General features: G+C 53.3%; 16 protein-coding genes. 4 read left to right on the top strand and 12 right to left on the bottom strand.

Features of this window, described 5'->3' with window-relative positions; genetic code table 11:
* Positions 1-2: 2 nt before the first annotated feature.
* The 10 genes from FHS19_RS04095 to FHS19_RS04050 form a co-directional block, all read right to left on the bottom strand.
* Positions 3-962, bottom strand: a complete 960-nt coding sequence (locus FHS19_RS04095; protein ID WP_183581416.1) for an ABC transporter permease — start codon at positions 960-962, stop codon at positions 3-5.
* Positions 963-1,012: 50 nt separating this feature from the next.
* Complete coding sequence (locus FHS19_RS04090; protein WP_183578965.1) at positions 1,013-3,724, bottom strand: alpha-L-rhamnosidase; 2,712 nt, start codon at positions 3,722-3,724, stop codon at positions 1,013-1,015.
* A 27-nt stretch (positions 3,725-3,751) separates the two neighbouring features.
* Positions 3,752-4,753: a glycoside hydrolase family protein gene (locus FHS19_RS04085; RefSeq protein ID WP_183578962.1), complete on the bottom strand. Its 1,002-nt coding sequence runs from the start codon at positions 4,751-4,753 to the stop codon at positions 3,752-3,754.
* Between the two features lie 256 nt (positions 4,754-5,009).
* Positions 5,010-5,822 (bottom strand): beta-keto acid cleavage family enzyme, encoded by an 813-nt coding sequence (locus tag FHS19_RS04080; protein ID WP_183578957.1) that lies wholly within the window; start codon positions 5,820-5,822, stop codon positions 5,010-5,012.
* Positions 5,819-7,276: a four-carbon acid sugar kinase family protein gene (locus FHS19_RS04075; protein ID WP_183578955.1), complete on the bottom strand. Its 1,458-nt coding sequence runs from the start codon at positions 7,274-7,276 to the stop codon at positions 5,819-5,821. Before FHS19_RS04075 ends, FHS19_RS04080 begins: the two co-directional genes overlap by 4 nt.
* Before the next feature lie 39 nt (positions 7,277-7,315).
* Complete coding sequence (locus FHS19_RS04070; RefSeq protein WP_183578951.1) at positions 7,316-7,978, bottom strand: aspartate/glutamate racemase family protein; 663 nt, start codon at positions 7,976-7,978, stop codon at positions 7,316-7,318.
* A 111-nt stretch (positions 7,979-8,089) separates the two neighbouring features.
* On the bottom strand, positions 8,090-9,814 hold the full coding sequence (locus tag FHS19_RS04065) for a glycoside hydrolase family protein (protein WP_183578949.1): 1,725 nt from the start codon (positions 9,812-9,814) through the stop codon (positions 8,090-8,092).
* A gap of 184 nt (positions 9,815-9,998) precedes the next feature.
* Positions 9,999-10,451, bottom strand: a complete 453-nt coding sequence (locus FHS19_RS34755) for an alpha-L-rhamnosidase C-terminal domain-containing protein (protein ID WP_246426413.1) — start codon at positions 10,449-10,451, stop codon at positions 9,999-10,001.
* On the bottom strand, positions 10,369-13,515 hold the full coding sequence (locus FHS19_RS04055; RefSeq protein ID WP_183578941.1) for a glycoside hydrolase family 2 TIM barrel-domain containing protein: 3,147 nt from the start codon (positions 13,513-13,515) through the stop codon (positions 10,369-10,371). Before FHS19_RS04055 ends, FHS19_RS34755 begins: the two co-directional genes overlap by 83 nt.
* Positions 13,516-13,598: 83 nt before the next feature.
* On the bottom strand, positions 13,599-14,696 hold the full coding sequence (locus FHS19_RS04050; RefSeq protein ID WP_183578938.1) for a LacI family DNA-binding transcriptional regulator: 1,098 nt from the start codon (positions 14,694-14,696) through the stop codon (positions 13,599-13,601).
* Between the two features lie 278 nt (positions 14,697-14,974).
* On the opposite strand from FHS19_RS04050, the gene FHS19_RS04045 reads away from it, so the two are divergent.
* The 4 genes from FHS19_RS04045 to glpK are packed head-to-tail and all read left to right on the top strand — an operon-like array spanning position 14,975 to position 19,771.
* Positions 14,975-16,438 carry an L-fucose/L-arabinose isomerase family protein gene (locus tag FHS19_RS04045; protein ID WP_183578935.1) on the top strand — a complete coding sequence of 488 codons (1,464 nt, stop codon included), beginning with the start codon at positions 14,975-14,977 and terminating at the stop codon, positions 16,436-16,438.
* 12 nt (positions 16,439-16,450) lie between these two features.
* Positions 16,451-17,296 carry a transketolase gene (locus FHS19_RS04040; protein WP_183578932.1) on the top strand — a complete coding sequence of 282 codons (846 nt, stop codon included), beginning with the start codon at positions 16,451-16,453 and terminating at the stop codon, positions 17,294-17,296.
* A gap of 1 nt (position 17,297) precedes the next feature.
* Positions 17,298-18,248, top strand: a complete 951-nt coding sequence (locus FHS19_RS04035) for a transketolase family protein (protein ID WP_183578929.1) — start codon at positions 17,298-17,300, stop codon at positions 18,246-18,248.
* Positions 18,248-19,771: a glycerol kinase GlpK gene (glpK, locus tag FHS19_RS04030; protein WP_183581414.1), complete on the top strand. Its 1,524-nt coding sequence runs from the start codon at positions 18,248-18,250 to the stop codon at positions 19,769-19,771. Before FHS19_RS04035 ends, glpK begins: the two co-directional genes overlap by 1 nt.
* 256 nt (positions 19,772-20,027) lie before the next feature.
* Here the strand turns inward: glpK and FHS19_RS04025 are convergent, their stop codons facing one another.
* Both FHS19_RS04025 and FHS19_RS04020 read right to left on the bottom strand, forming a co-directional pair.
* Positions 20,028-20,357 (bottom strand): SRPBCC domain-containing protein, encoded by a 330-nt coding sequence (locus FHS19_RS04025; protein WP_183578926.1) that lies wholly within the window; start codon positions 20,355-20,357, stop codon positions 20,028-20,030.
* Between the two features lie 206 nt (positions 20,358-20,563).
* Positions 20,564-21,637: a Gfo/Idh/MocA family protein gene (locus tag FHS19_RS04020; RefSeq protein WP_183578923.1), complete on the bottom strand. Its 1,074-nt coding sequence runs from the start codon at positions 21,635-21,637 to the stop codon at positions 20,564-20,566.
* Between the last annotated feature and the right edge of the window lie 7 nt (positions 21,638-21,644).

Here is a 21,644-nt window from a genome sequence, read left to right as displayed (position 1 = left end):
GGTCACCACAATGAAGACCCTGACATTCTTCTTGCGATAGAGTTGGCACCCCACAGAAGCAGCACATTAATGATAGATTTAAACAACCCCGCAGCCGTAGCGAATGAATACCGCTGCTGATTGACGCCAAAATTGTAGACATAGGTATCAATGACTTCCGACACATCACGCAGAATGGTATTTTTTCCGCTGTTCGTGATGGCTAATATGTCTTCGAATCCTGCATTCAGTAGATTACCGATATGCAGAATAAGGAAGATCGTCACTACAGGCGCTATGCTTGGCAGCGTAACCAAAACCATTTGTTTGAATCTGCCTGCACCATCCATCGCGGCCGCTTCATATAGGTGCGGATTGATACCTGTGATGGCCGCCAGGTAGACAATGGAGCTGAAGCCAATCTCTTTCCATATCCCGGCGGAGATTAATATGGAATAGAAATATTTGGGCACCGACAGCCAATTCGTCGGCTGCTCGATCAAGTTCAGCTTCTGCAGTGCGATATTGAGGCTCCCACTTTCAACCGCCAAGATCGAAAATAAGAGGCCGGATACGATAACCCAGGAAATGAAATGCGGCAGGTACGTTAACGTCTGAACGATTCTCTTGAATGCTGCAAGCCGGACTTCATTGAGCATCAGCGCAAGAATAATCGGAGCCGGAAAGATGAAGATCAGCTTCAGCACCGCAATCACCAGCGTATTTTTCATGATCATGACGAAGTCGGGAGATTCAAAAAACAATCTAAACTGTTTGAAGCCCACCCAAGGACTGCCCGAGATCCCTTGGAAAATATCAAACTCTTTAAATGCGATCGTAATCCCATACATCGGGATGTAGCTGAATACAACAATAAAGAGAATTCCCGGCAGGATCATCGATTGCACTTGCCATTGGCCGGCAAGTCTGCGCAGTATTCCTTTCGATCGCTTCTTCTTTTCGCCGGATGCATTCCATTTCATAACAGATTTGTCATTCACATTGTTCACGACCTTTACTTGAAATGACCGGGCTAAAGCCTATTTCTTGGTAATGAATCACTTTCATGCTTACTTGTGAATGCATACGTACCAGAGCCTGTATGAAAGACAGCGATTCCGTTCTCATAACACATCAATTCCGGATCCCGCATACCGGAAATCGGGAGATTATGTTCCGTAAGTTGTTCTAAATCATCAGCCGGAATATAGATGTACGCTTCCGTGTTTACCGGGACATGAACCTGAACGGTTAAACAACCGCCCTCGCTCCTCGTCCAATGAACAGCGGCCCGCCCGGATCGGAGGCCGCACCATGCCTCCGCCCAATCCACTCCGCCTACCACATTCGGCTGCACCATTAAGACATAATGCTGCCGTTCCGGATCATACCTGTAATCCAGCCCGGCCAGGTGGCTGTACAGCCATTCCTCTACATGCCCCAGCATGAAATGGTTCTGGGATTTGCCGACGGCCGGTCCGTCCCAGGCTTCCGTTAACGAAGTTGCTCCACTCACGACCTGATATCCGTAGCCTGGCGTTTCCGTATGTTGCGTCATGCGGAATATGAGATCCGACCGACCCGCCCGCGCCAAAGCCAGCAGCACGTACCGGTGCCCGACATCACCGGCGGTGGTTTGGTATCCGCGGGCGGCGATACCGTCGATAAGCCGTTCCAGCACCTGACCCCGCTTATCTTCCGGCGCAAGTCCAATGGCCAGAGCCATGGCCAGAGCGGCATCGCTTCCATTTGCATACGTTCCGGTCTCGTCATTTAAAAACTCTGCATTAAAGGCGGCCTGAATCTGACGGCTCCGCTCATCATACATGCAGGCATCTTCAGGTCTTCCCAGTACTCCCGCTATTTTCCCCATCACAACACTCAATTCGTAGTAAATCGCCGTTTCGACGAGTGCCACCGGCGTATTTTGCGCGAAGCCGGGACCCTTCGGCCCGATGTCGTACCAATCTCCCAGCCCGTGCCGAAGAATACAGCCGTCTGCTCGGCTTGCCAGGTAATCGACATACCTCTTCATCCCTTCGTAATGCCGCTTCAGCACCCCATCATTTCCGTAGCGCTGCAGCAGCTCCCATCCCGCCAAAATATACGCGCCGCCCCATGCGGCCGCATCGCGAAACATCTCCCAGGGTTTCTCGAAAACGACATACTCTGGAGCCGTCGTCGGGATCATGCCGTTCGGCTGCTGCGCATCCGCCATATCCTCCATCACCTTGCACAGCAGCGCTTCGACGTCATAGTTGAACATCAGCGACGGGCCCATCAGGTGAATTTGTTCCAGCCAGCCAAGCTTCTCGCGATGCGGGCAATCGGTGAACACGCTTTTTGTGTTGCTCCGCATCGCCCAACCTATAATCTCATGAATGCGGTTTAGCAGTTTATTGGAGCAGCGGAACCCGCCGGCGTCCGGAATGTCGGGATATATCATTTGTCCTTGCAAGCTGTGCAGCACGGGAATGCCTTCACCGCTTGATGCGTCTTCCTGAGGTACGGCTCCTTCGACCTGTACATAGCGGAAGCCATAATATGTAAATCTGGGCCGCCACGTTTCAAGCCCCTCCCCTTTCAACACGTAGCGCCATTGGTAGGGTGAACCCGTCCAGCGCTGATCCGCCAAGCCATCTGCGGTTAACAGCTCGGAAGGCGTCAAGGTGATGACCGCTCCCGCCCGACCCGATACCGAAATTTCCGGCCATCCCGAGAAATTCTGACCGAGATCCAGGACAAAGATTCCCGGCTTGGGTTCGGTCATTTTCGAAACCTCAAAGTGTTTCTTCACAGTGAGCGCCTGGGCGGTCTGCGCCGTCAATATGCCCGCGGAAGCCTCGACGCTTGCGGCGGCAGTCCAATTCCCGCCAGGCTGAAAATAAGGGCGGTCCCAACCGGGCTGCTCTCGTCTCGCATCGTAATCCTCTCCCCCATAAATGCAAGAAAATAGCAGGGGACTGCCGGAGACGCTCCACGATTCGTCCGTGCAGATCGTTTCACTAGTGCCGTTCGAATAATCGATGATCAGGTTGACAAGGCATTTCGGCGTTCCGAACGAGTCTTTAAATTTGGTATACCTGCCGCCCGTTACGTGATAAAATCCATTCCCCAGCAAGACGCCAACGGCATTCTCCCCCTGCTGCAGCTCATGCGTAATATCGTATACCGTATAAAGGATGGTACTGTCGTAGTCCGTCCAGCCCGGATCAAGCTCTCTAGCACCGACTTTGTAGCCATTGAGCCGGAGTTCATAATGTCCCAAGCCGCAAATATAGGCTCTGGCTTGGCGCACGGCGCCCCAAACGATGAATGATCGGCGGAACTGCGGCAGCGCCCGCCCTATTTCTGCAGCTTGGGGATCACCGATCCACGTTCCCGACCAATTTTCCGGCGACCGTAATCCTGTCTCCCACCATGCAATGTCGCTGACGGCAGCATTTCCTTGTTCATCCCACACCGTTACACGCCAAAACAGCAGCTGTCTGGGCAGCAGCGCTTTCCCGTTATATGGAATGTCGGTATGCCTCCTGCTCGTCACCACGCCGCTGTCCCACATGTCAAAGCAGCCGTCCGCCAACCGCTGCTGGCACGATGCAACGACGATCCTGTAGGCTTTCTGCCTCAGCGAACGCCGCTCCGATGCGCCGTATGACCAGCTAAGACGAGGTGTATCGGAATCGATTCCCAGCGGACAGGTTCGTCCTTCCGTCCACATGGCATCCACTGTGATTTGTGTCATCTCTTAAGTCCCCCTATCCGACTGGCGTTACCGCGGAAGCGGCCTTGATGTGGCAACCGTGATGGTTCGGAATTCCGGAAAGACGTTGCAGGTACGATCGCCTTCCTTCGGTGTTCGGCTTGCCGTATAAAAATGGTACAGGATCCCGTTATGCGAAATGACGGACGGCTTATGGGCAAAGGTCTCATCCAGCTCGCCTTCTCCGCCGACGGGAATAATCGGCTCTGGATGCTTGTTCCAATGACGCAGATCAGAGGAGAGCGCAATTCCTTCCTGCGCTTTCTTGTAGTTGTAACCGAAGTAGAACATGACCCACTCATTTCCGTTACGCAGCACGCAAGGATCGCTGGCAAAACCGCAGTCCCATGCCCCGGGCGTTACCTGGATCACCGGATTATGCGGATGTCTCTCCCAATGCATTAAATCCTTGGACGTAGCGAGCCCGGTCTGTTCGATCCAGCGGCCATGGTTCTTGTTCTTTGCATTATAAAAAAGATAGAACGTTCCTTCATGCTCAAGCAGGCATTCCTTATACAGTCCGCCTCGTTCCCACGCTTCGCCATCTTCGGGTGATAAAATGGGCCGTTCAAAGCGGTTCCAATGAAGCAGGTTTTCATCCTCCGTCCAGGCAAGGCCGATACAGGCCGAGCCTTCCTCGTATCCCTCCCCCGGGTACGAGTGATAGGCAAGCCAATACTTTCCGTTCCATTTTTTCAGCTTGGCAGGCCCCTGCATTTCGTTCTCCCGCATGATCCATGTACCGGCGACATTTCTGGAGTCCCAGCCGGAACCTTCCTCCCGGCCCAAAATGGTTGACAGATGCTCCCAGCGAAGCAGGTCGCTGCTAACGGCAAGTGCTGTTTGGTAGCCCCGCCCGTCAAATCCGACGTACATCATATAGAAGCGATTCTGATGCTCAAACACAAAAGGACAGTCTACGGCATGATAATCAAATGCGTCTTTCTCGCCTGAGCCTATAAGGACCGGCTCTTTCCATTTGTAAGGCGTCAAGTAGCTGCGGATGTCCAAGCTCGCCACTCCCTTCGAATATTAACTCCAGCATCGATCGCATGCGAAAGATCATGGACAGCAGTTCCGCACACGTGTGCATAACAAATGAACTGCAGCTAAGGAACGAACGAGTGCATTGTCTCCTCCTTTGTCCCTCTCCAGCCGCTGGATGAACCGCTTTCAGATATCCCCCTGAATCGCCATTCAAAAACAGACCAGGGATGAATGCGGGCTATGCAAGCACTTGGCCGTACACTGTAGTGGCCAGGTCCGTTTAATCCATGTTCCGCTCCACGACGCCAAGGATTTGCCTTGCATCCTTCGGACTTGCTACCTCCAGCTCCATGGCATGAACGATATCCGCAACCTTGGATACCAGCTCCGCGTTATTCGCTGCTCTACGGTCGCAGTTCAGATAATCGCTGTCTTCAAAACCGATCCGCACAAGACTTGCGCCCATCGCAATCGCCGCGGAAATGATGCAGTAATCTGTCCGGTTGGCATGCGTGATGCCCCATAATGCATCACGAGGCACAAGGCTCCGCACGGCAATTAAGGCGTCTATCGTCGCAGGCGCGCCGCCCGGATGTCCCAGCACCAGATCGAACATGAGCGGCTTCGGCAGGGAATAGTGCCGATCCAGCTCCAGTACGGTATGAATCATGCCGAGCTCAAAAATTTCAATTTCCGGTACTTTCCTATACTTCATCATTTGCTCGACGCAATAACGCACGTCGCCGATCGGATTCCTGTATACCGCTTCCCCCAGGTTGACCGAACCTACGTTTAATGAGATCGTTTCCACCTTATCGTAGCTCAGCGGCGCACAGCGCTGCTGAATCGTCAGGTCAGACAGGCCGCCGGTCGAAGCCTGAATTACAATGTCGCTTTCTTTCGTAATACGCTCCACGGTATCCTTGTATACATCCATTTCGTCGGTTAATTTGCCGTTCTGGTCCCGCACATGCATATGCACCATTGCTGCGCCTGCACGGCCGGCTGCAATAACCTCTTCCGCCAGGCTCGCCGGATCAATCGAAGCGGACAGCGCCGGAGTAGGCGCTACAGAGATGATCACTTTTCTCATACAGTCAGCTCCTCCACAATATCAAGCAGCGTCGTCTCTTCACCCACATTCCCCGGAAAAATAATATAGGGAAGCTGTGGATACTTGCTCTCTTCCCCGCAAATCCATACGGGGATGCCCGGTTTGATCTGGCCGGCGACCACCGCCACGGTCACCCCTAATGCTTTCGTGCCAATATCGCTCGAGGTGATCCCCCCTTTGGCCACGATATAACGTGGACGAACGGTCAATTGACTTACGACCTCCGTCAGCGCAGCCGAGATGCGTACGGCAATGCGAAGCTCATCTTCCTTACTGCCGTTATCGATATCAAACCGCTCGCGCCTCGTGCGCAGCACGACGGTGCAACTTTCCTTCAGCCGCTCCACGGTCTGTTCCGAGGCACGCGATATTTCACGCCGCCACACCTCTTCCGGCTCAGCGGCAAAATGCTGGTTCAGTTCAACCACGGCGACATTCCGGCGGCGCTCCAGCTGCTGAAGCTGTCCCGTCGTGAGGGAGGTATGCGAGCCCGCAACAATGAGTCCGCCGGCAACCGCAGCTGCGGATTGCGCTTCATTCAGCTTTGAGGTTTGAAACAATTCCTTCGCTTTTAGAAGCGGCCGCTCCTGAATCCCCCCGAAAACGCGAACGAAGCTGGCCGCGGTCCGGAACAAAAAATGTTTGCCCTGTTCCAACGCTTCATATAGCGCCAAACAGAAAACCTCAGCGTCACCGTAATCGAGTGCATTAACGATCACTTTATGAAAGCCGCGGACCGAAATGAGCTTCTCGGCAATGCCGGATATATCATAAGCTCGCAGTTCTTGAAGCGAGATGGCGGTGACGTCCCGTGCACAAAATTGACCGGAAGTCTTCTCTTCCACCCAGGCGCACAAATCGGAAGAATGATAGCCAAACGTTTTGTCCTGCGCGAATTCCGTCTCCCCGCTCGGGGTCAGAAATCCATGATTCTCCACATAGTGCGTATTTTGAACGGTATATCGCCCGCCTTCTTTAAAGAAAGGAAAAATAATTTCTCCGTCGATCTTCGTGCCCGTCTCCGATTCGATGACCTCACGCAGCGTTTCGGTTTCCAAAGGGTAGTGGCCCCGCAGAGTTGAATCGCTGCGGCTCACAAGAATGAAAGGTCGGTTCAGTTCCCGGGATACACGAATAATGTTGTGAACCGCCTCGCGATGAACGGCCCGCGTCTCCTCCGCAGTAAAGCCGCGGGAATTGGTCAGGATGAAAAACAGCTTCTCTTCCGTAAGAAATCCGCGGTAAATATGCTCCGGATCCCAGCCTGTCACGACGGTGACACCGTGAATCGTCTGCACGCCGGTTGGATCATCATCCAGCACAATGATGGTACCGGGATGATTCACAATGGCCTTCCTGAGCCGTGATGTTACGGAAGGATCAAACGCGTAATCATATGCCTTAATGACGTCGCTTAGCTTTAACCTGTCCATATCCAGCGTCCCTTTCGAATTTTTTGCATGTCATGCATTTTACCGCTTCTCAAGCAGCTCCTTCACCTGCTGCACACCAAAGCGCGGAGAGGAAAATACTTCTTTTCCCGTCGCATCCCGCAATCTCTGCTCCATTCGTGCCATAGAACCTTGGGCCAGGACGATGGCATCGGCTTGCCCGGCCACGCGAAGCGCCGTACGCAGCAGGATTTCGTCGTGCTCTTCCGGCCGGCCGGATCCAAGCGCATCAAAAGCCCCTTCCGCCAGCCCGTTTACGACTTCAATCGCTTTGCCCGCTTCCTCAGCTTTCTTGGCGATCAAGCGCATGGTCGGCGAAAGCGTTGTCGGCAGCGTCGCCACCACAGCAATGCGGTGGAAGCCCTCCACTGCCTTCTCGGCCATCCTTTCATCGATCTTCACGATCGGAATGCCGATCATCCCGCGCGCGTCATCCGCCACCTCGCCAACGGAAGAGCATGTATTCAAAATAACGTCGGCACCTAGTTCCTCCCCGTGGCGGTAGTACTGCACTAGACGCTTCACAACGCCTGGCGGTACCTGACCCGCCTTTACGACATCGCCGATCAGACTGTCGTCAATAATGTTAACGAGGCGGCAATCCGGAAGCATTTCCTGGAATACAGCCTTGAGCGGTTCCGCAAGCCCCTGGCCCGTGTATACGGCCACTACCGTTTTGGTCATTATGCCAACTCTCCCTTGCCGTTTAGAATGAGGCAGCCATGAATCCTTCAGTCTTCAAATCACCCCTTTATTCAGAAAGCAGCACCGCCATGGCAGCCTTGTCGAACATTTTTACCATATGAAGTCTTTTTCCGGTATCCGCAAACTGCCTTCCCTCATCGGCGCCGTATCAAATACACTGCGTGTCGAATATAACGGCTTGTTTTTCCCTTGAGGCGTAATATGGATCACATCATCACCCCGCCACTCCGTGATGAATTGTTGTCCCACCGCGGTTTCAACGGTTGTGCGGAAGCTTAGCGGAAAAGTGATGGTGATCGTCTCGCCCGTAAAAGCTTCATCCAACTGCAGGAAGCAACGGTTTACCCAGCGGCTGGGTTCTTTGCCGTGGCCTTCGACGACGGAGCCAGGTCGGTCACGGCGGTACCTTATCTTCGTGAACCCAGCCCATTCGGGAATGCGGACCCGCAAGCGGGAAATATCTTGGTGCACCTTCAGCACAAGCTTCCCTTCATGCGGAAGATAACTGTGGACGTCCAGCCATTTGGAGCCCCGGTTCAGCAGAAAATTGACGCTGACGGTGCCGTTTTTTTCCGTGACAGTGTTGCTCCAGCCCATAAACAGGCCGCGGGTCCCCGAGCCCAAGCAGCAAAGTTGCAAATCATTTGTGTGCCCGCGGCCTTCGATGACGTCACACACGAAATCATTTGGTGCGGAGTATCCCGCAAAAGAGCCTCTTGTACGCTCTGCTACCTTGTAATACGTTGCGCGCGCGTGGACATCCTTCGAGCGGTCGTCGCTCTGCTTCACCCATCCCAGGTCCAGCAGCTGCGACTCGGCCAGATGGTTTCGGATGAAGCGTTCCACCACTCCCCAATACTCGACATATCCGCTCTGGGCGAGCGTAATACCCGTCGAGATCAGGTCTACGAGCGAGCAGGTTTCATGCTCGTACGCCTGCTCATGCATATCCCCCGGCGTCCAGCCGAAAGAAGTGCCGATCGTCAGCGCCCAGTCGTAGCTTTTTTTCACCCAGGCAATCATCGCCGCATTTCCCGTATACACCCCGAAACGGGCGATCGCGTCCAGCGTACCGATGCGCGTATGGAAATGTCCGCTGCGATAAGCAAGGGAAGTATTAAAGCTGCCGTCCTCATTAAATACGCCGCTGCGCTCCATAATCAGCGCTGTGAAAAATTCGCACAGCTCAAACGCATCCTTATTGCCGGTAACCTCATGATATTTGAGCAGCGGCATAATAAGTCGCCCGCTAAAGGAGGCGGGATCCGGGGCCAGCCGAAGCTGCGCGGCATTGGCTGACGGCCAGCCGCTTTCCTTATATTCCGAAGCCGGATAGTACCAAATGTCCCGCTCCTTAATAGCAATTCTCTTCAAGGCGGCGACATGACGATCCGCATGCTCCTTCACTTTCAAATCGCCGCTCTCCATATACCAAGAGGTTAACGCCAGAATAACAGCGCGCTGATCGATCAAATTGGCGTTCGTCTCCCATCGATGAACGGGATTCAACTGACGGTAGCTCAGACCGTCCTCTTTAAAAAAAGACAATAAATTGCTGCGGTATTTCTCCTCGGTCTCCTTGCCCTCCGTTGAACCGCTCATATGCCGTGCCAGCACCAAAGCATCCACCATACGCCCGTGGGATGAGCCGTAGTCCCAGTCGCCATGGGTCATTTTGGCAGGCTCCGCCATCAGGTCTGCGGCAAAGAACGGAATATGGCCAAAGTCATGATCAGCCATGCCGATGATGGCGTTGATCGCGTGCGCCGCCCTCTCCTCCAGCAACAGTGTATCCGGAATTACACCCTTCTCCATTTCGTCATCTCCTAAAAGTTTTGTGAGCGTTACTTCCTGAATCCGTTTCAAACAAAACTTACTTCGGAAGCATGGGCCTAGTTTTGTGAGCGTTACTTCCTGAATCTGTTTCGAACAAAACTTACTTCGGAAGTATGGGCCTAGTTTTGTGAGCGTTACTTCCTGAATCTGTTTCGAACAAAACTTACTTCGGAAGCATGGGCACGCGCGCCAGCTGTGAAGTAAAGACCCACGTTCCCGATCCTACCTGAAAAGAAACCGTCTGCCGGTCAGACGTGTAAGACGCCGTTAGCGACGCATCGGAAACGGCATGGTGTCCCGGTACATGCACCGTTGCGGTCGTATTCGCCGGAACCTTCACCTGCAGCTGGAATCCTCCGGACTCCGTTACCTCCCAATGCACTTCATGGCGGCCGTACAGACTGTCATAGCTTGCTTGTACTGATGTGACCCTGCCTTCCGGATGCGGCTGGATCACCGCATGTTTGAAACCCGGCTGACATGGTGTTCTCCCCCAATTACAGTTTTGTTCGGCATCCTTTGCTGAGCGTCTTTCAGCGTGCTCTGAAAGGCTGCAATAGAAACGAAAAAGTCTGTTTTTCTGCCGGCAGCAGGTATTGCTTGAGCGTTGGCGCATAGCCGCAGCTGTGATTGCCGATTCCGCTCTGGGCTGCGTCCAGCTTGAGCTCAATATGGTCCAACGGTGACAATTGATGAACGTGCTTCTTGCGCGTCAGCTCCTCGACCGAATAATAATGGGCGCTCATATGGAACAGACCGGATCCTGTAATCATCATGCCGCTGCCCTGATCGTCGCTGTACCTGCCCCAGCGCACATCCGCCTTGTTTCCGTTCTCCTGCGGCTTGATATAAGGAACGAACTGCTCTTCGACGAGCCCGCCATGAATGCCGAGCTTTCCGCTTTCTTTGCGGTCTGGGTAGCATTCATGCGGACCGCGGCCAAACCAGAATACGTTGTGGATGCGGCGCGGAATGCCGAGCCGGATTCCCAATCTGGGCATGGGCGGCAGCTCGCGCAGCGGTTCGATGGATAGAGTCAGCTGCAGAGCGCCGCCGCTTGTAAAAAGATAGGTCAAATTTGAACGGAGTACCGGTAAGGCCCCCCTGGCGCCGATCACCATCTCAATCTGCACGGTTCGCCCCCGCCCATCGTCCGGCATGACGGACAATCCCCGGACATCGGTATGAAGTCGGTCATAGCCTGCCGCCCGCCAAGCCTTAGCCAAATGGACATCATTATCGAGCGGTGCCCGCCACAGATTGATTGCCGGTCCTTCCACCAGCAGAGGCATGCCTTGATAATCCCAGCTCGTCAGCTTTCCTGAATCCTTATCAAGAACAGCCTTCCAATCGTCTCCTTTTATATGAATGGCCCTGCGGGTCTCCTCCACCATAAGCTGATGGACAGGCTCCATAACGGAAACTGCCGCCGCTAGCGCATCGGGATGCATGAATTGAGGTTCTTGCGTCACGCCAAGCAGCAGCGGCAGGTCTGCCCAAGCCAGTTCATAGCCCGCTTCCGCCCACGGTGCCGAATGACGCAGCGTAAAGCTGACATGAAGCCAGTATTCGCCTTCTATAGCCCATACCTTCCTGCTGAATGGAAGCTTCAGCTCGGAACGCTCACCCGGGAGCGTATCCAGTGCAGGCAGCTCTCCGGCCAGCATCGCTTCTCCATTGCGATACAGTTTCCACGTACCCAGCAAATGCGAGAGCGATAAAAAACTGTAACGATTTTCAATAATCAGCGCTTCACCCGCTTCGCTATAGCTGACCCTGACGGGTTCAAGCACCTTTTTATATTCCAAGAGCGATGCTTTTGGCGTGTTGTCGGGAAACAGCAGCCCGTCGATGCAGAATGAACCGCTGTGCGGCTCATCACCGAAATCGCCGCCGTAGGCATACCAAGCTTCGCCTTGTTCATTGCGCTGCAATATCGCCAGATCTCGCCATTCCCAGATCAGCCCGCCGAGCAAACGGGGATATTTATCAATGGTGTTCCAGTACTCCCGAAGATTCCCGGCCGAATTTCCCATCGCATGACCATATTCAATCATTAAATACGGCCGGGCATCCTGTTTCTTGCCTTCCTGCTTCAGCATATCGACCGATGGGTACATCGTGCTCACGATATCCACCGTTTCCGCATCGTAAGCCCGCTCATAATGGATCGGCCGTGTTGAGTCCGCGGAACGAATCCAGGCCGCCATAGCATCGTGATTGTGTCCGTAACCCGATTCGTTGCCGAGTGACCAGACTATAATGCAGGGGTGGTTTTTGTCCCGTTCAACCATGCGTTTTGCGCGGTCAATATACAGAGGAGTCCAATCCGGATGGTCGGATAAATAACTTTCTGCAGCACCGCGCGCAAACCCGGGAATCTCTTGGTTCACTCGCTCACCGGTTAAGGCAAATCCATGCGTCTCCAAATCCGCTTCATCAATGACGAACATGCCGTAGCGGTCGCACAAATCCAGCCAGCGCCGGTCATTGGGATAATGGGAGAGCCGCACCGTGTTCAGATTATGCCGTTTCATGAGGACGATATCCTCCTCCATGTCCTCCATCGTGATGACAGCACCGCGTTCTGCATGGAACTCGTTACGGTTTACGCCTTTGATGACGACCGGTTTGCCGTTCACGAACATTTGCCCGTCGGCAATCACAATATCGCGGAAGCCGACCTCCAGCCTTCGAACCTCCTGCACAGCGGATGTTTCCTGATCCCGTACAGTGATCAAGAGCGTATACAGCTGCGGGTCTTCCGCTGACCACAGTCTCGGCGCCTGCACGGTTTCAACCATGCTGAACCTGACATCTTCCAGCGGACCGGGCTGGAGCGTCGCACGGTTCGCCTTTTCCACTATACATTCCATGCGTTCATTGAAAAGCGAGATGTCCAGCTGAAAAGGAGCACATGCCTGATGTCTCCGGTTGACGACTTCGATATCGATTTCCAGCTCTCCGGACGCATAATCCTCCGATAAATTCGTACGAATCCTGACGTCCCTAACGCCCGCCGCGGACTCCGCGATCAGATACACGTCACGGAAAATACCGCTTAGACGCCATTTATCCTGCGTTTCCAAATAACTTCCCTTGGACCATTGATAGACCTGCACCGCTAACAAGTTGCCGCCGGGGGTAAGGAAACGGGTAATGCAGAATTCAGATGTATAATGGCTTCCTTCACTATAACCGGCAGACTGTCCGTTCACCCAGAGTTCAAAAGCCGAATCGACTCCTTCAAACACAATGTAAATTTCGCGTTCCTTCCACTCGTCCCGTACCTGAAACTCCGTCCGGTAGCAGCCCGTCGGATTCAGCTTCGGCACATGCGGCGGATCCACAGGAAAAGGATAAGGACAGCTGCTGTACTGCGGCCGGCCAAAGCCATGGAGCTGCCAACTCGATGGAACCGGAATGGAGTGCCAATCCTCCGATAAGGTATAACCCGGCTGCTGATAGCCTTCCGGTATGGCCGAAGGCGATTCCGCATAGTGAAAATCCCATATGCCGTTTAACACCTGCACATAAGAAGAACCCGCCCGATCCCCTTGGTAAGCGCTCTCAATTGTGTCGAACAATCCCATATCCGCTCGTGGCCGTTCGCGGTTCTGCTCAAGGATGGATAAGTCCTCCCATTTGGCGGGTTTCCTGCTTTCCGTCACTCTGATCATCCAATCACCTCTTTTTAGCTTGTGCTTGATAAAGAGAAAGATGCCCTGCAATCATTTCAGCCAAGGCATCTTAGAGGTCGTTGTTAAGTCTGTTGTTTAGCTCTGCCAATACAAGATTTACGTTCTACAAATGTCGTATCCACTTTGATCTTCGTTTTGACGCTTAATTCCTGTTCCATCCAATCGGACAGCATATCCACGGCAAGGAAAGCCATACGCTCCTTATCTACGTGAATCGTCGTTAATTCCGGCGAAACGATGACCGATTCCTTAATATTGTCGAAGCCGATGATCGACGTATCTTCCGGGACGCGGATACCAAGCTCCGACATCGTCTTGATGGCACTGATGGCGATATAATCGCATTCGCAAAACCAGGCGGTGGGCAAGGATTTTCCGCTTTCAAGAATACTCGACAGCTGCTGCTTCAAAGCTTCCTGCGACGTCAGAATCGTCGGCGCGACGGATAACCGGTGCTCAGGGGCAACTTGAAAATCGTATTCGGCAAGCGCACTGAGAAAACCGCGCTCCCGTTCTTCGAAATTATGAATTCGCACACTCGAAGCAATATAGCCGATCGACGTATGCCCTGATTCGCACAAAAAGGTTCCCGCTTGATAGGCACCCATCATATTGTTAATGCCTACGAATTGCACCGGCATTTCTTCGTAGCATGTATCCAGCACGACAACGTTCGTAAAATGCTGGTGAATGTAATGAATCTGCTTGCGGGACAGATTCGTGCCGAGCACGATGACGCCTTGATGACGGCTGGCCCCTCCGTCTCTATGTATCTCTTCTTCAAAAGATTCCATATCCACTTTGGAGAAGAACAGCCGGTAGCCCTTCTGTCTGCACCGTTCTTCAATGTATTGGATCAGCTCCTGGAAAAAGGGCTGCTGATAATACTCCTCCAGTACGATTCCGGAATTCGTCACGACGAGAAAAACGAGAGAAGAGCTTGGCCCCGCTGCGCCGGATCCGTAATTCGTTCCATCTCCCTGCTCATCTTCCTCTTTCCTGGCGCCTGCTGCTCTAATCTTCGGCGTATATCCCGCTTCCGCAGCGATTTGCAGAATACGGTCGCGCGTCTCCTGTCCAATGCCAGGCTTTCCGTTAAACGCTAATGAAACGGCTGCCTTGGAAACATTGGCCATTCTGGCAATGTCCTCCATCTTCATACAAGGTTGCTCTCCATTTCTTGGATATCTGTTTAGTTAACTGAAGTGTACTACGATTTTAGATTCACTTCAATAGTTAACTAAATTTTTAACTAAATTTATTTTATGTTAAGTGATTTATAACTAAATAATGTCATATTATGGATTGACCGACCTGATTACCGGTGCTATCATGGCTGTAAGCGGTTTATTTCTACATATTTCCTTAACTAAACTAACTAAACTATTTTCGATTTAACTAAACTACGCAAGATAATATTGCTAAAGGAGAATCAATAATGAAGAAGTTAAAACTCGGTTATGCGCCTACCCGGCGGTTTACTTTCAGCGCAGAAGACGCCTTTAAGTATAAGGTGCAGATCCGGAAGCAAATTGAAAGCTTCGGTATGGATATCGATATCGTCGACCTAGAGGGATTGAATCCTGAAGGCTTGCTGTATGACGATCATATGAACGCCGATCTCATTACGCAGCGTTTCAAGGAGGAAGAGGTCGATGCCGTCTTCTTTCCCCACTGCAACTTCGGAACGGAGGATACCGTGGCACGCGTCGGCAAGGCGCTCGGCAAGCCCGTTCTTCTCTGGGGTCCCCGTGACGAAGCGCCGCTGGAAGACGGGATGCGCCTGCGTGATACGCAATGCGGCATTTTTGCCACCGGTAAGGTGCTCCGCCGTTTCGGCGTTCCCTTTACCTATGTCACAAACAGCTGGGTGAACGATCCCGTCTTCGAGCGCGGATTTACCAATTTCATCGCAGCTGCGAATGTGGTACGCCAGTTTAAAAGCCTCCGCATTCTTCAAATCGGTCCCCGCCCCGCTTCGTTCTGGACGATGATCTGTAATGAAGGCGAACTGCTGGAACGCTTCGGCATCGAAATCCACCCGATTACGCTCGTCGACATCCAGTCGCGGTCGAAGAAGATCGAGTCCAGCGGCAGCAGTGAGCTGCTGGAAGTGATCGATTACATCAAGGAAAAGCTCGATGTCAGCGAAGTCACCGAAGGGGATATCCGCAGGATCGCCGCACTTAAGGTCGCCATGAAATCTTACGCCCAAGAAACCCATAGCAGCGCCATCGCGATTCAATGCTGGTCCTCATTGCAGGAAGCGATGTCGATCATGCCGTGTCTCGCCAATGCGATTCTGACGGACGAACAAATTCCGGTTACGTGCGAGACCGATATCCATGGGGCGATCACCTCAATCATAGTGCAGGCCGCCGCGATGAATGAGCATCCGACCTTCTTCGCCGACATTACCGTCAGGCACCCCGAGAACGACAACGGCGAGCTGCTGTTCCATTGCGGCAATTTCCCGGTGTCGTTAAGCGTGGAGCAAAAGCCCCGGCTGCGCAAGCACTTCCTCTTCGATGACCATGCTCCCGGAACCCATGAAGGCGAAATCCGCGGCGGCAGCATGAGCATCGCACGATTTGACGGGGACCATGGAGACTATTCGATTTTTTTAGGCCGTGCCAAAGGAATTCAAGGTCCATATACACGGGGTTCCTACGTCTGGGTCGAAGTGAATGACTGGCCGCTTTGGGAAGAAAAGCTCGTGAAAGGCCCTTACGTGCATCATTCGGTTGGCATACATGCGAATGTCATCCCTGCCATCTATGAAGCCTGCAATTATATTCCAGGTCTTACGGCCGATCCCGTGGATCCTACAGAGCAGGAAATTCAAAGCTGGCTGCGCGGCTCGGATTTAGTCCGCAAGACATCAGCAAGCACCCATGCCTAAGGAGGATTCATTATGGACACGAGAGCGTTAAAGATCAAGGCAGCCCATATCCGCATGGATCTTCTCACCATCATTCACCGTGCCAAAACCGGGCATACCGGCGGATCGCTCAGCAATACCGACATTTTAACGGCATTATATTACGACGTCATGAACGTTGATGCGGCGAATCCGAAATGGGAGCTGCGGGACCGGTTTATCGCAAGTAAAGGCCATTCCGTTGAATCGCTGTGGTGCATCCTTGCGGACAAAGGCTTTTTTCCGAAAGAAGAACTGAAAACGTACAGCCAGTTCGGAACGCGTCTCATCGGGCATCCCAACAACAAGGTGCCGGGAGTGGAGATGAACACCGGCGCGCTCGGCCATGGCCTGCCGATCTCTGCAGGCATGGCGCTGGCCGCGAAGCGCGACGGTCTGCCGTACCGCGTTTTCTGCCTGATGGGTGACGGCGAGCAAGCGGAAGGCTCCAACTGGGAAGCCGCGATGGCCGGCGCTCATTATAAGCTGGATAACTTGATCGGGATCGTCGATCGCAATCGCCTCCAGATCAGCGGCACCACGGAGGAAGTGATGGGGCTGGATCCGCTCGATGAGAAATGGCGGGCTTTCGGCTGGCATGTCGTCTCTATCGACGGCAACGACATGGACGCATTGGTGGAAGCGTTTCATTCCGCTCCAGTCGTCATTGGAAAGCCGACCCTGGTCATAGCGAACACCGTTAAGGGCAAGGGGGTTTCCTTTGCCGAAAACGTCGCTGCCTGGCACCATCATGTCCCCGATGATGAGCAGCTGAAGCTCGCGTTCTCTGAGCTGGAAGCCCAGATCGCAGAACTTTCACGTGAAGGACAGGTGATCTAGCATGAATTCGATTCCAAACCGGCAGGTCATTTGCGAAACGCTGCTGGAACTGGCCAAAACAGACCGGGACATTATGGTGCTGGCAAGCGATTCGCGCGGGTCCGCGGCGATGGCCCCCTTCGCTAACGCCTATCCCGAGCAATTCGTTGAGGTGGGTATTGCGGAGCAGAATATCGTAGGCATGTCGGCAGGACTTGCCCACAGCGGGAAAAAGCCTTTCGTCACTTCCCCTGCCTGCTTTTTAAGCATGCGCAGCATCGAACAGATCAAAGTCGACGTCGCTTACTCCAATACGAACGTAAAGCTTATTGGGATTAGCGGCGGCGTAAGCTATGGGGCGCTCGGCATGTCGCATCACTCCGTGCAGGATATCGCCGTTGCCCGGGCCATTCCGGGGCTCGTCGTCATGATGCCGGCCGACCGGCACGAGACTAAGAAAATGACCGAAGCGCTCGTCCGATATGATGGCGGCGCTTATGTCCGCATTGGCAGGAACCCGGTCGAAGACGTCTATCCATCCGATGATTATCCCTTTGAAATCGGTAAAGCCGTTACGATGCGGGAGGGGACGGATGTGACGATCATTGCGACCGGCGAGACCGTTCGCGTCGCCCTGGACGCTGCAGACCGCCTCGCCGGAGACAGCATTTCCACCCGGGTCCTGAATATGCACACGATCAAGCCGCTGGACAAAGAAGTGATCGTGAAAGCCGCCCGGGAAACCGGACGTATCATCACGGTCGAAGAACACAGCATTTACGGCGGCCTGGGCGCTGCCGTCGCCGAGGTTGTCGTGCAGCATCACCCCGTTCCGGTGAACATTGTAGGCATCCCTGACGAGCCCGCCATTGCCGGGAAAACGTCGGAGGTATTCCGTCACTACGGCATTAGTGCCGCACACCTCCAGGAGTTGGCTCATCAGCTCATGCACAAGCAAAGGGCAAGTACATGATGCATGAGCAGCAATACATTTTGGCCATCGATCAGAGCACCTCGGGAACAAAGGCGCTCCTCGTGGACCGTCAAGGGAACACCGTTGCCCGCAGCTCGAAGGAGCACAAGCAGTACTACCCGCAGCCCGGCTGGGTCGAGCATGATCCGCTTGAAATCTACGGCAATGTCATTGCCGTGGCCCGCTCCTGCTTAGAGGCAGCCGGCATTGATCCGGCTGAATTGGCGGTGCTAACCCTGACCAATCAGCGTGAGACGGCGTTGATCTGGGACAAAACCACTGGCCTACCCATCTATCCGGCCATCGTCTGGCAGTGCCAGCGAACCGCCGACGTATGCACGCAGTTGCATGATGGCGGAAACGGGCAGACCGTCGCGGACAAAACGGGTCTGATGTTGGACCCCTATTTCTCGGCAACGAAGCTGCAGTGGATCCTGGACCATGTGGACGGAGCGCGTAAGCTTTCAGCCGAAGGCCGCCTGCTCGCCGGGACGATCGACAGCTGGCTGGTCTGGAAGCTGACGGGCGGTTCCGTCCACGCAACGGACTATACGAATGCAAGCCGGACTTCGCTGTTCAACATTCATACCCTGCAGTGGGATGAAGACCTCTGCTCCCTGTTTCGCGTCCCCGCTTCCCTGCTGCCGGCTGTCAAACCGTCGGACACCCTCTTCGGGTTTACGAAGGAACCTTTATTATTCCGTGAACAAATTCCGATTTCAGGCGTGATCGGCGACTCCCAGGGGGCTTTATTCGGACAGTTCTGCCATGAACCCGGCATGGCGAAAGCGACATACGGTACAGGAACATCGGTGATGATGAATGTGGGAGAACGAGCACTCCCTTGTGAGGAGGGGCTTGTCACAACCATCGCCTGGGGAGCCGGAGGCAAGGTAACCTATGCGCTGGAATCGGTCCTGCGTACGACAGGAGACAGCATCAAGTGGGTTCGCGACAATTTGGGATTGTTCTCCACGTATGAGGAATTGCAGGTGCTTCTGGACAGTGTCCCCTCGACGGAGGGTGTGTATTTAGTCCCTGCATTTGTCGGATTGGGCGCCCCTTATTGGGAACCTTACGCACGGGCGGCCATTCTTGGGATGAGCCGCTCATCGGGACGCGGTCATATTATTCGTGCGGCGCTGGAGAGCATTGCCTACCAGGTCAAAGATTCCGTGGCCATTCTGGAAGAGAAGTCCGGCATACCCCTCCGGGAACTCCGGGCGGATGGGGGCGCTTCGGCGAACGATTGGCTTATGCAATTCCAGAGCGATCTGCTGAACCGTCCGCTGACCCGATCCGCATGCGCCGAATTGTCGGCCATGGGTTCGGTATACTTGGGTGGACTATGCGTTGGCTTCTGGTCCAGCCTTCATGACTTGGCGGGAAACTCCCTTTTATACGAAATTTTTATGCCTCAAATGGATGAAGCTGACAGACACCATTTATATGCGGGCTGGAAAAGCGCGGTTCACACCATCATCGATGCGGACAAAAAAGCCAGAATTCACGCCGAACCATAGTGGTTCTCAACCATATCCCTAAACAGGGATGCTTCGGACTCCGTTTATTCGGAGTCTTTGTTTATTTTCGCCGCCTCTGGCTTGGTATTTTGATGGGTTCAAGGATAGCAGGAAGTCATAAAAGGTAGAATTAATTTCATCATTCTAAGGTCTTACTGCGCTTATGTTTTTAGAGCATGAAAAAAGGAGTACCTCCCCAAATCTCAAAGTGCGCAACAAAACACCGAGATAAAGGAAAAACTCCAGGTGATTATTATTAAAAGGTTACTTCTCTCCAGTTCATTTGACGCAAAGTAATAAAAGACTTCCCATTCTTTTCTTCAATATCAAAGGAAATCATCGTACCTATCCACTCTGGATCTGAATCTATACACTTCCATATGACTTTTTTATTAGGGATCAATTCCTCTATTCTCATCTTAGTTATGTCATGGCTACCGAATCGAAATTCGTTAATAGAGCCCATTTGATGATTAATAATGAGTTCATTGGTCCATATTTCCGACAGTCCCTCAGCGGTGGTCAAAGCTTCATACACCATCGACGCTGGAACATGTACGGTTTGCAGGTGCTCGATATTTGCCATGCCTTACCCCTCTCTATACCTTGGATACTGTAATTAGCAGTTGATATTTACCTGTCTGCAATCATTTATGTTACAGGCTTATGATAACATGTAGTGAATATAATAGTTTCTTTGGGATTGCGATGCCGGTATTCCTCATAAAAAAAACCGGGAGGCAGCCACTTGGAATCAAGTGATCGCTTCCCGGGTTTTGTTCCCCGCATCGGTCAAGCGAGTGAGTGCTCCCGCAGGATATCCTCTACACGAACCGGCTGGCCCGTCTCCATGCTGCGCTCCATCGCGGCCATGACCGCCAGCGTCCGAATGCCTTCACGAAGGTCCGGCTTCGGGATCTCTCCCTGATCAAGGCATTCGGCAAAATATTCGATGTAGTTCTGGTACTCGCCGGCATGGTGGCTCTCCCCTTCGAAGCGGAAGTAATAGGGCCGTTTTTCCTCAAAGGAGTGAACTACCGTCTTCTCCTTATGGAAGTGGGTGTAGTACTCCAGCCTGGAGTACACTGCTCGGCTCGTACCGTTTGTTCCGCGAAGCGTACAGCTGATTCCCGGATCGACGCCGCGGAGCGCCGGGGTCGTATAGGAGCCGCTCACTTGAGCGATGCGCCCTTCACGGTCTCTCATCAGGAATCTCATCGTATCCGGTACGGAGAGACCATGCTCGCTGTTGGTGCTGCTTGAACGCCCGTATCCGAACACTTCCTCGATCCCCGGCAAATACCAGAGGGCCAGATCAACGGCATGAATCATGAAATTGTACATCCAGCTGAAGCCGGATTGCTTGCTCCAGCTGCGTTCCAGAAACCATCTGGCGTCCGAAATGTAATATGCTTCAACGGCCTCCAGATCACCGTGCCGCCCGGCAACATAATCTTTCCGCTGATGAATCATCGGCTCAAAGAAGCGGCTGCTCTGTCCAACAAACAGATGCTTGCCGGAAGACTTCGATGCTTCGAGCACATCATGAACGCCTTCCAGCGAATTCAGCATCGGCTTCGTGACGATGACATGCTTGCCTGCCTCGAATGCCTGCTTGATATGTCTCCCATGCCATTGATCCGGCGTATATATCGCAATCACGTCAATGGCGGGATCATGGAGCAGCTCATCGTATTGAAGCGTGTAACGGGTCAATCCGAATTCAAGCGCCCGTTCCTTGCAGATGTCTTCATTAATATCGCACATATTGACGATCTCCCAGCGTCCGCTGGCCTGTGCCGCCGAAAGAATACTTCTTCCTTCCCCCAAGCCGATCACGCCAAGCCGGTACGTGCTCTTTTCCATGTACAAT

This window comes from Paenibacillus rhizosphaerae, assembly GCF_014192015.1.
Classification (GTDB): Bacteria; Bacillota; Bacilli; order Paenibacillales; family Paenibacillaceae; genus Paenibacillus_AQ; species Paenibacillus_AQ rhizosphaerae.
The sequence above is the reverse complement of the archived record's forward strand: the minus strand, read 5'-3'. Positions and strand labels throughout refer to the sequence as shown.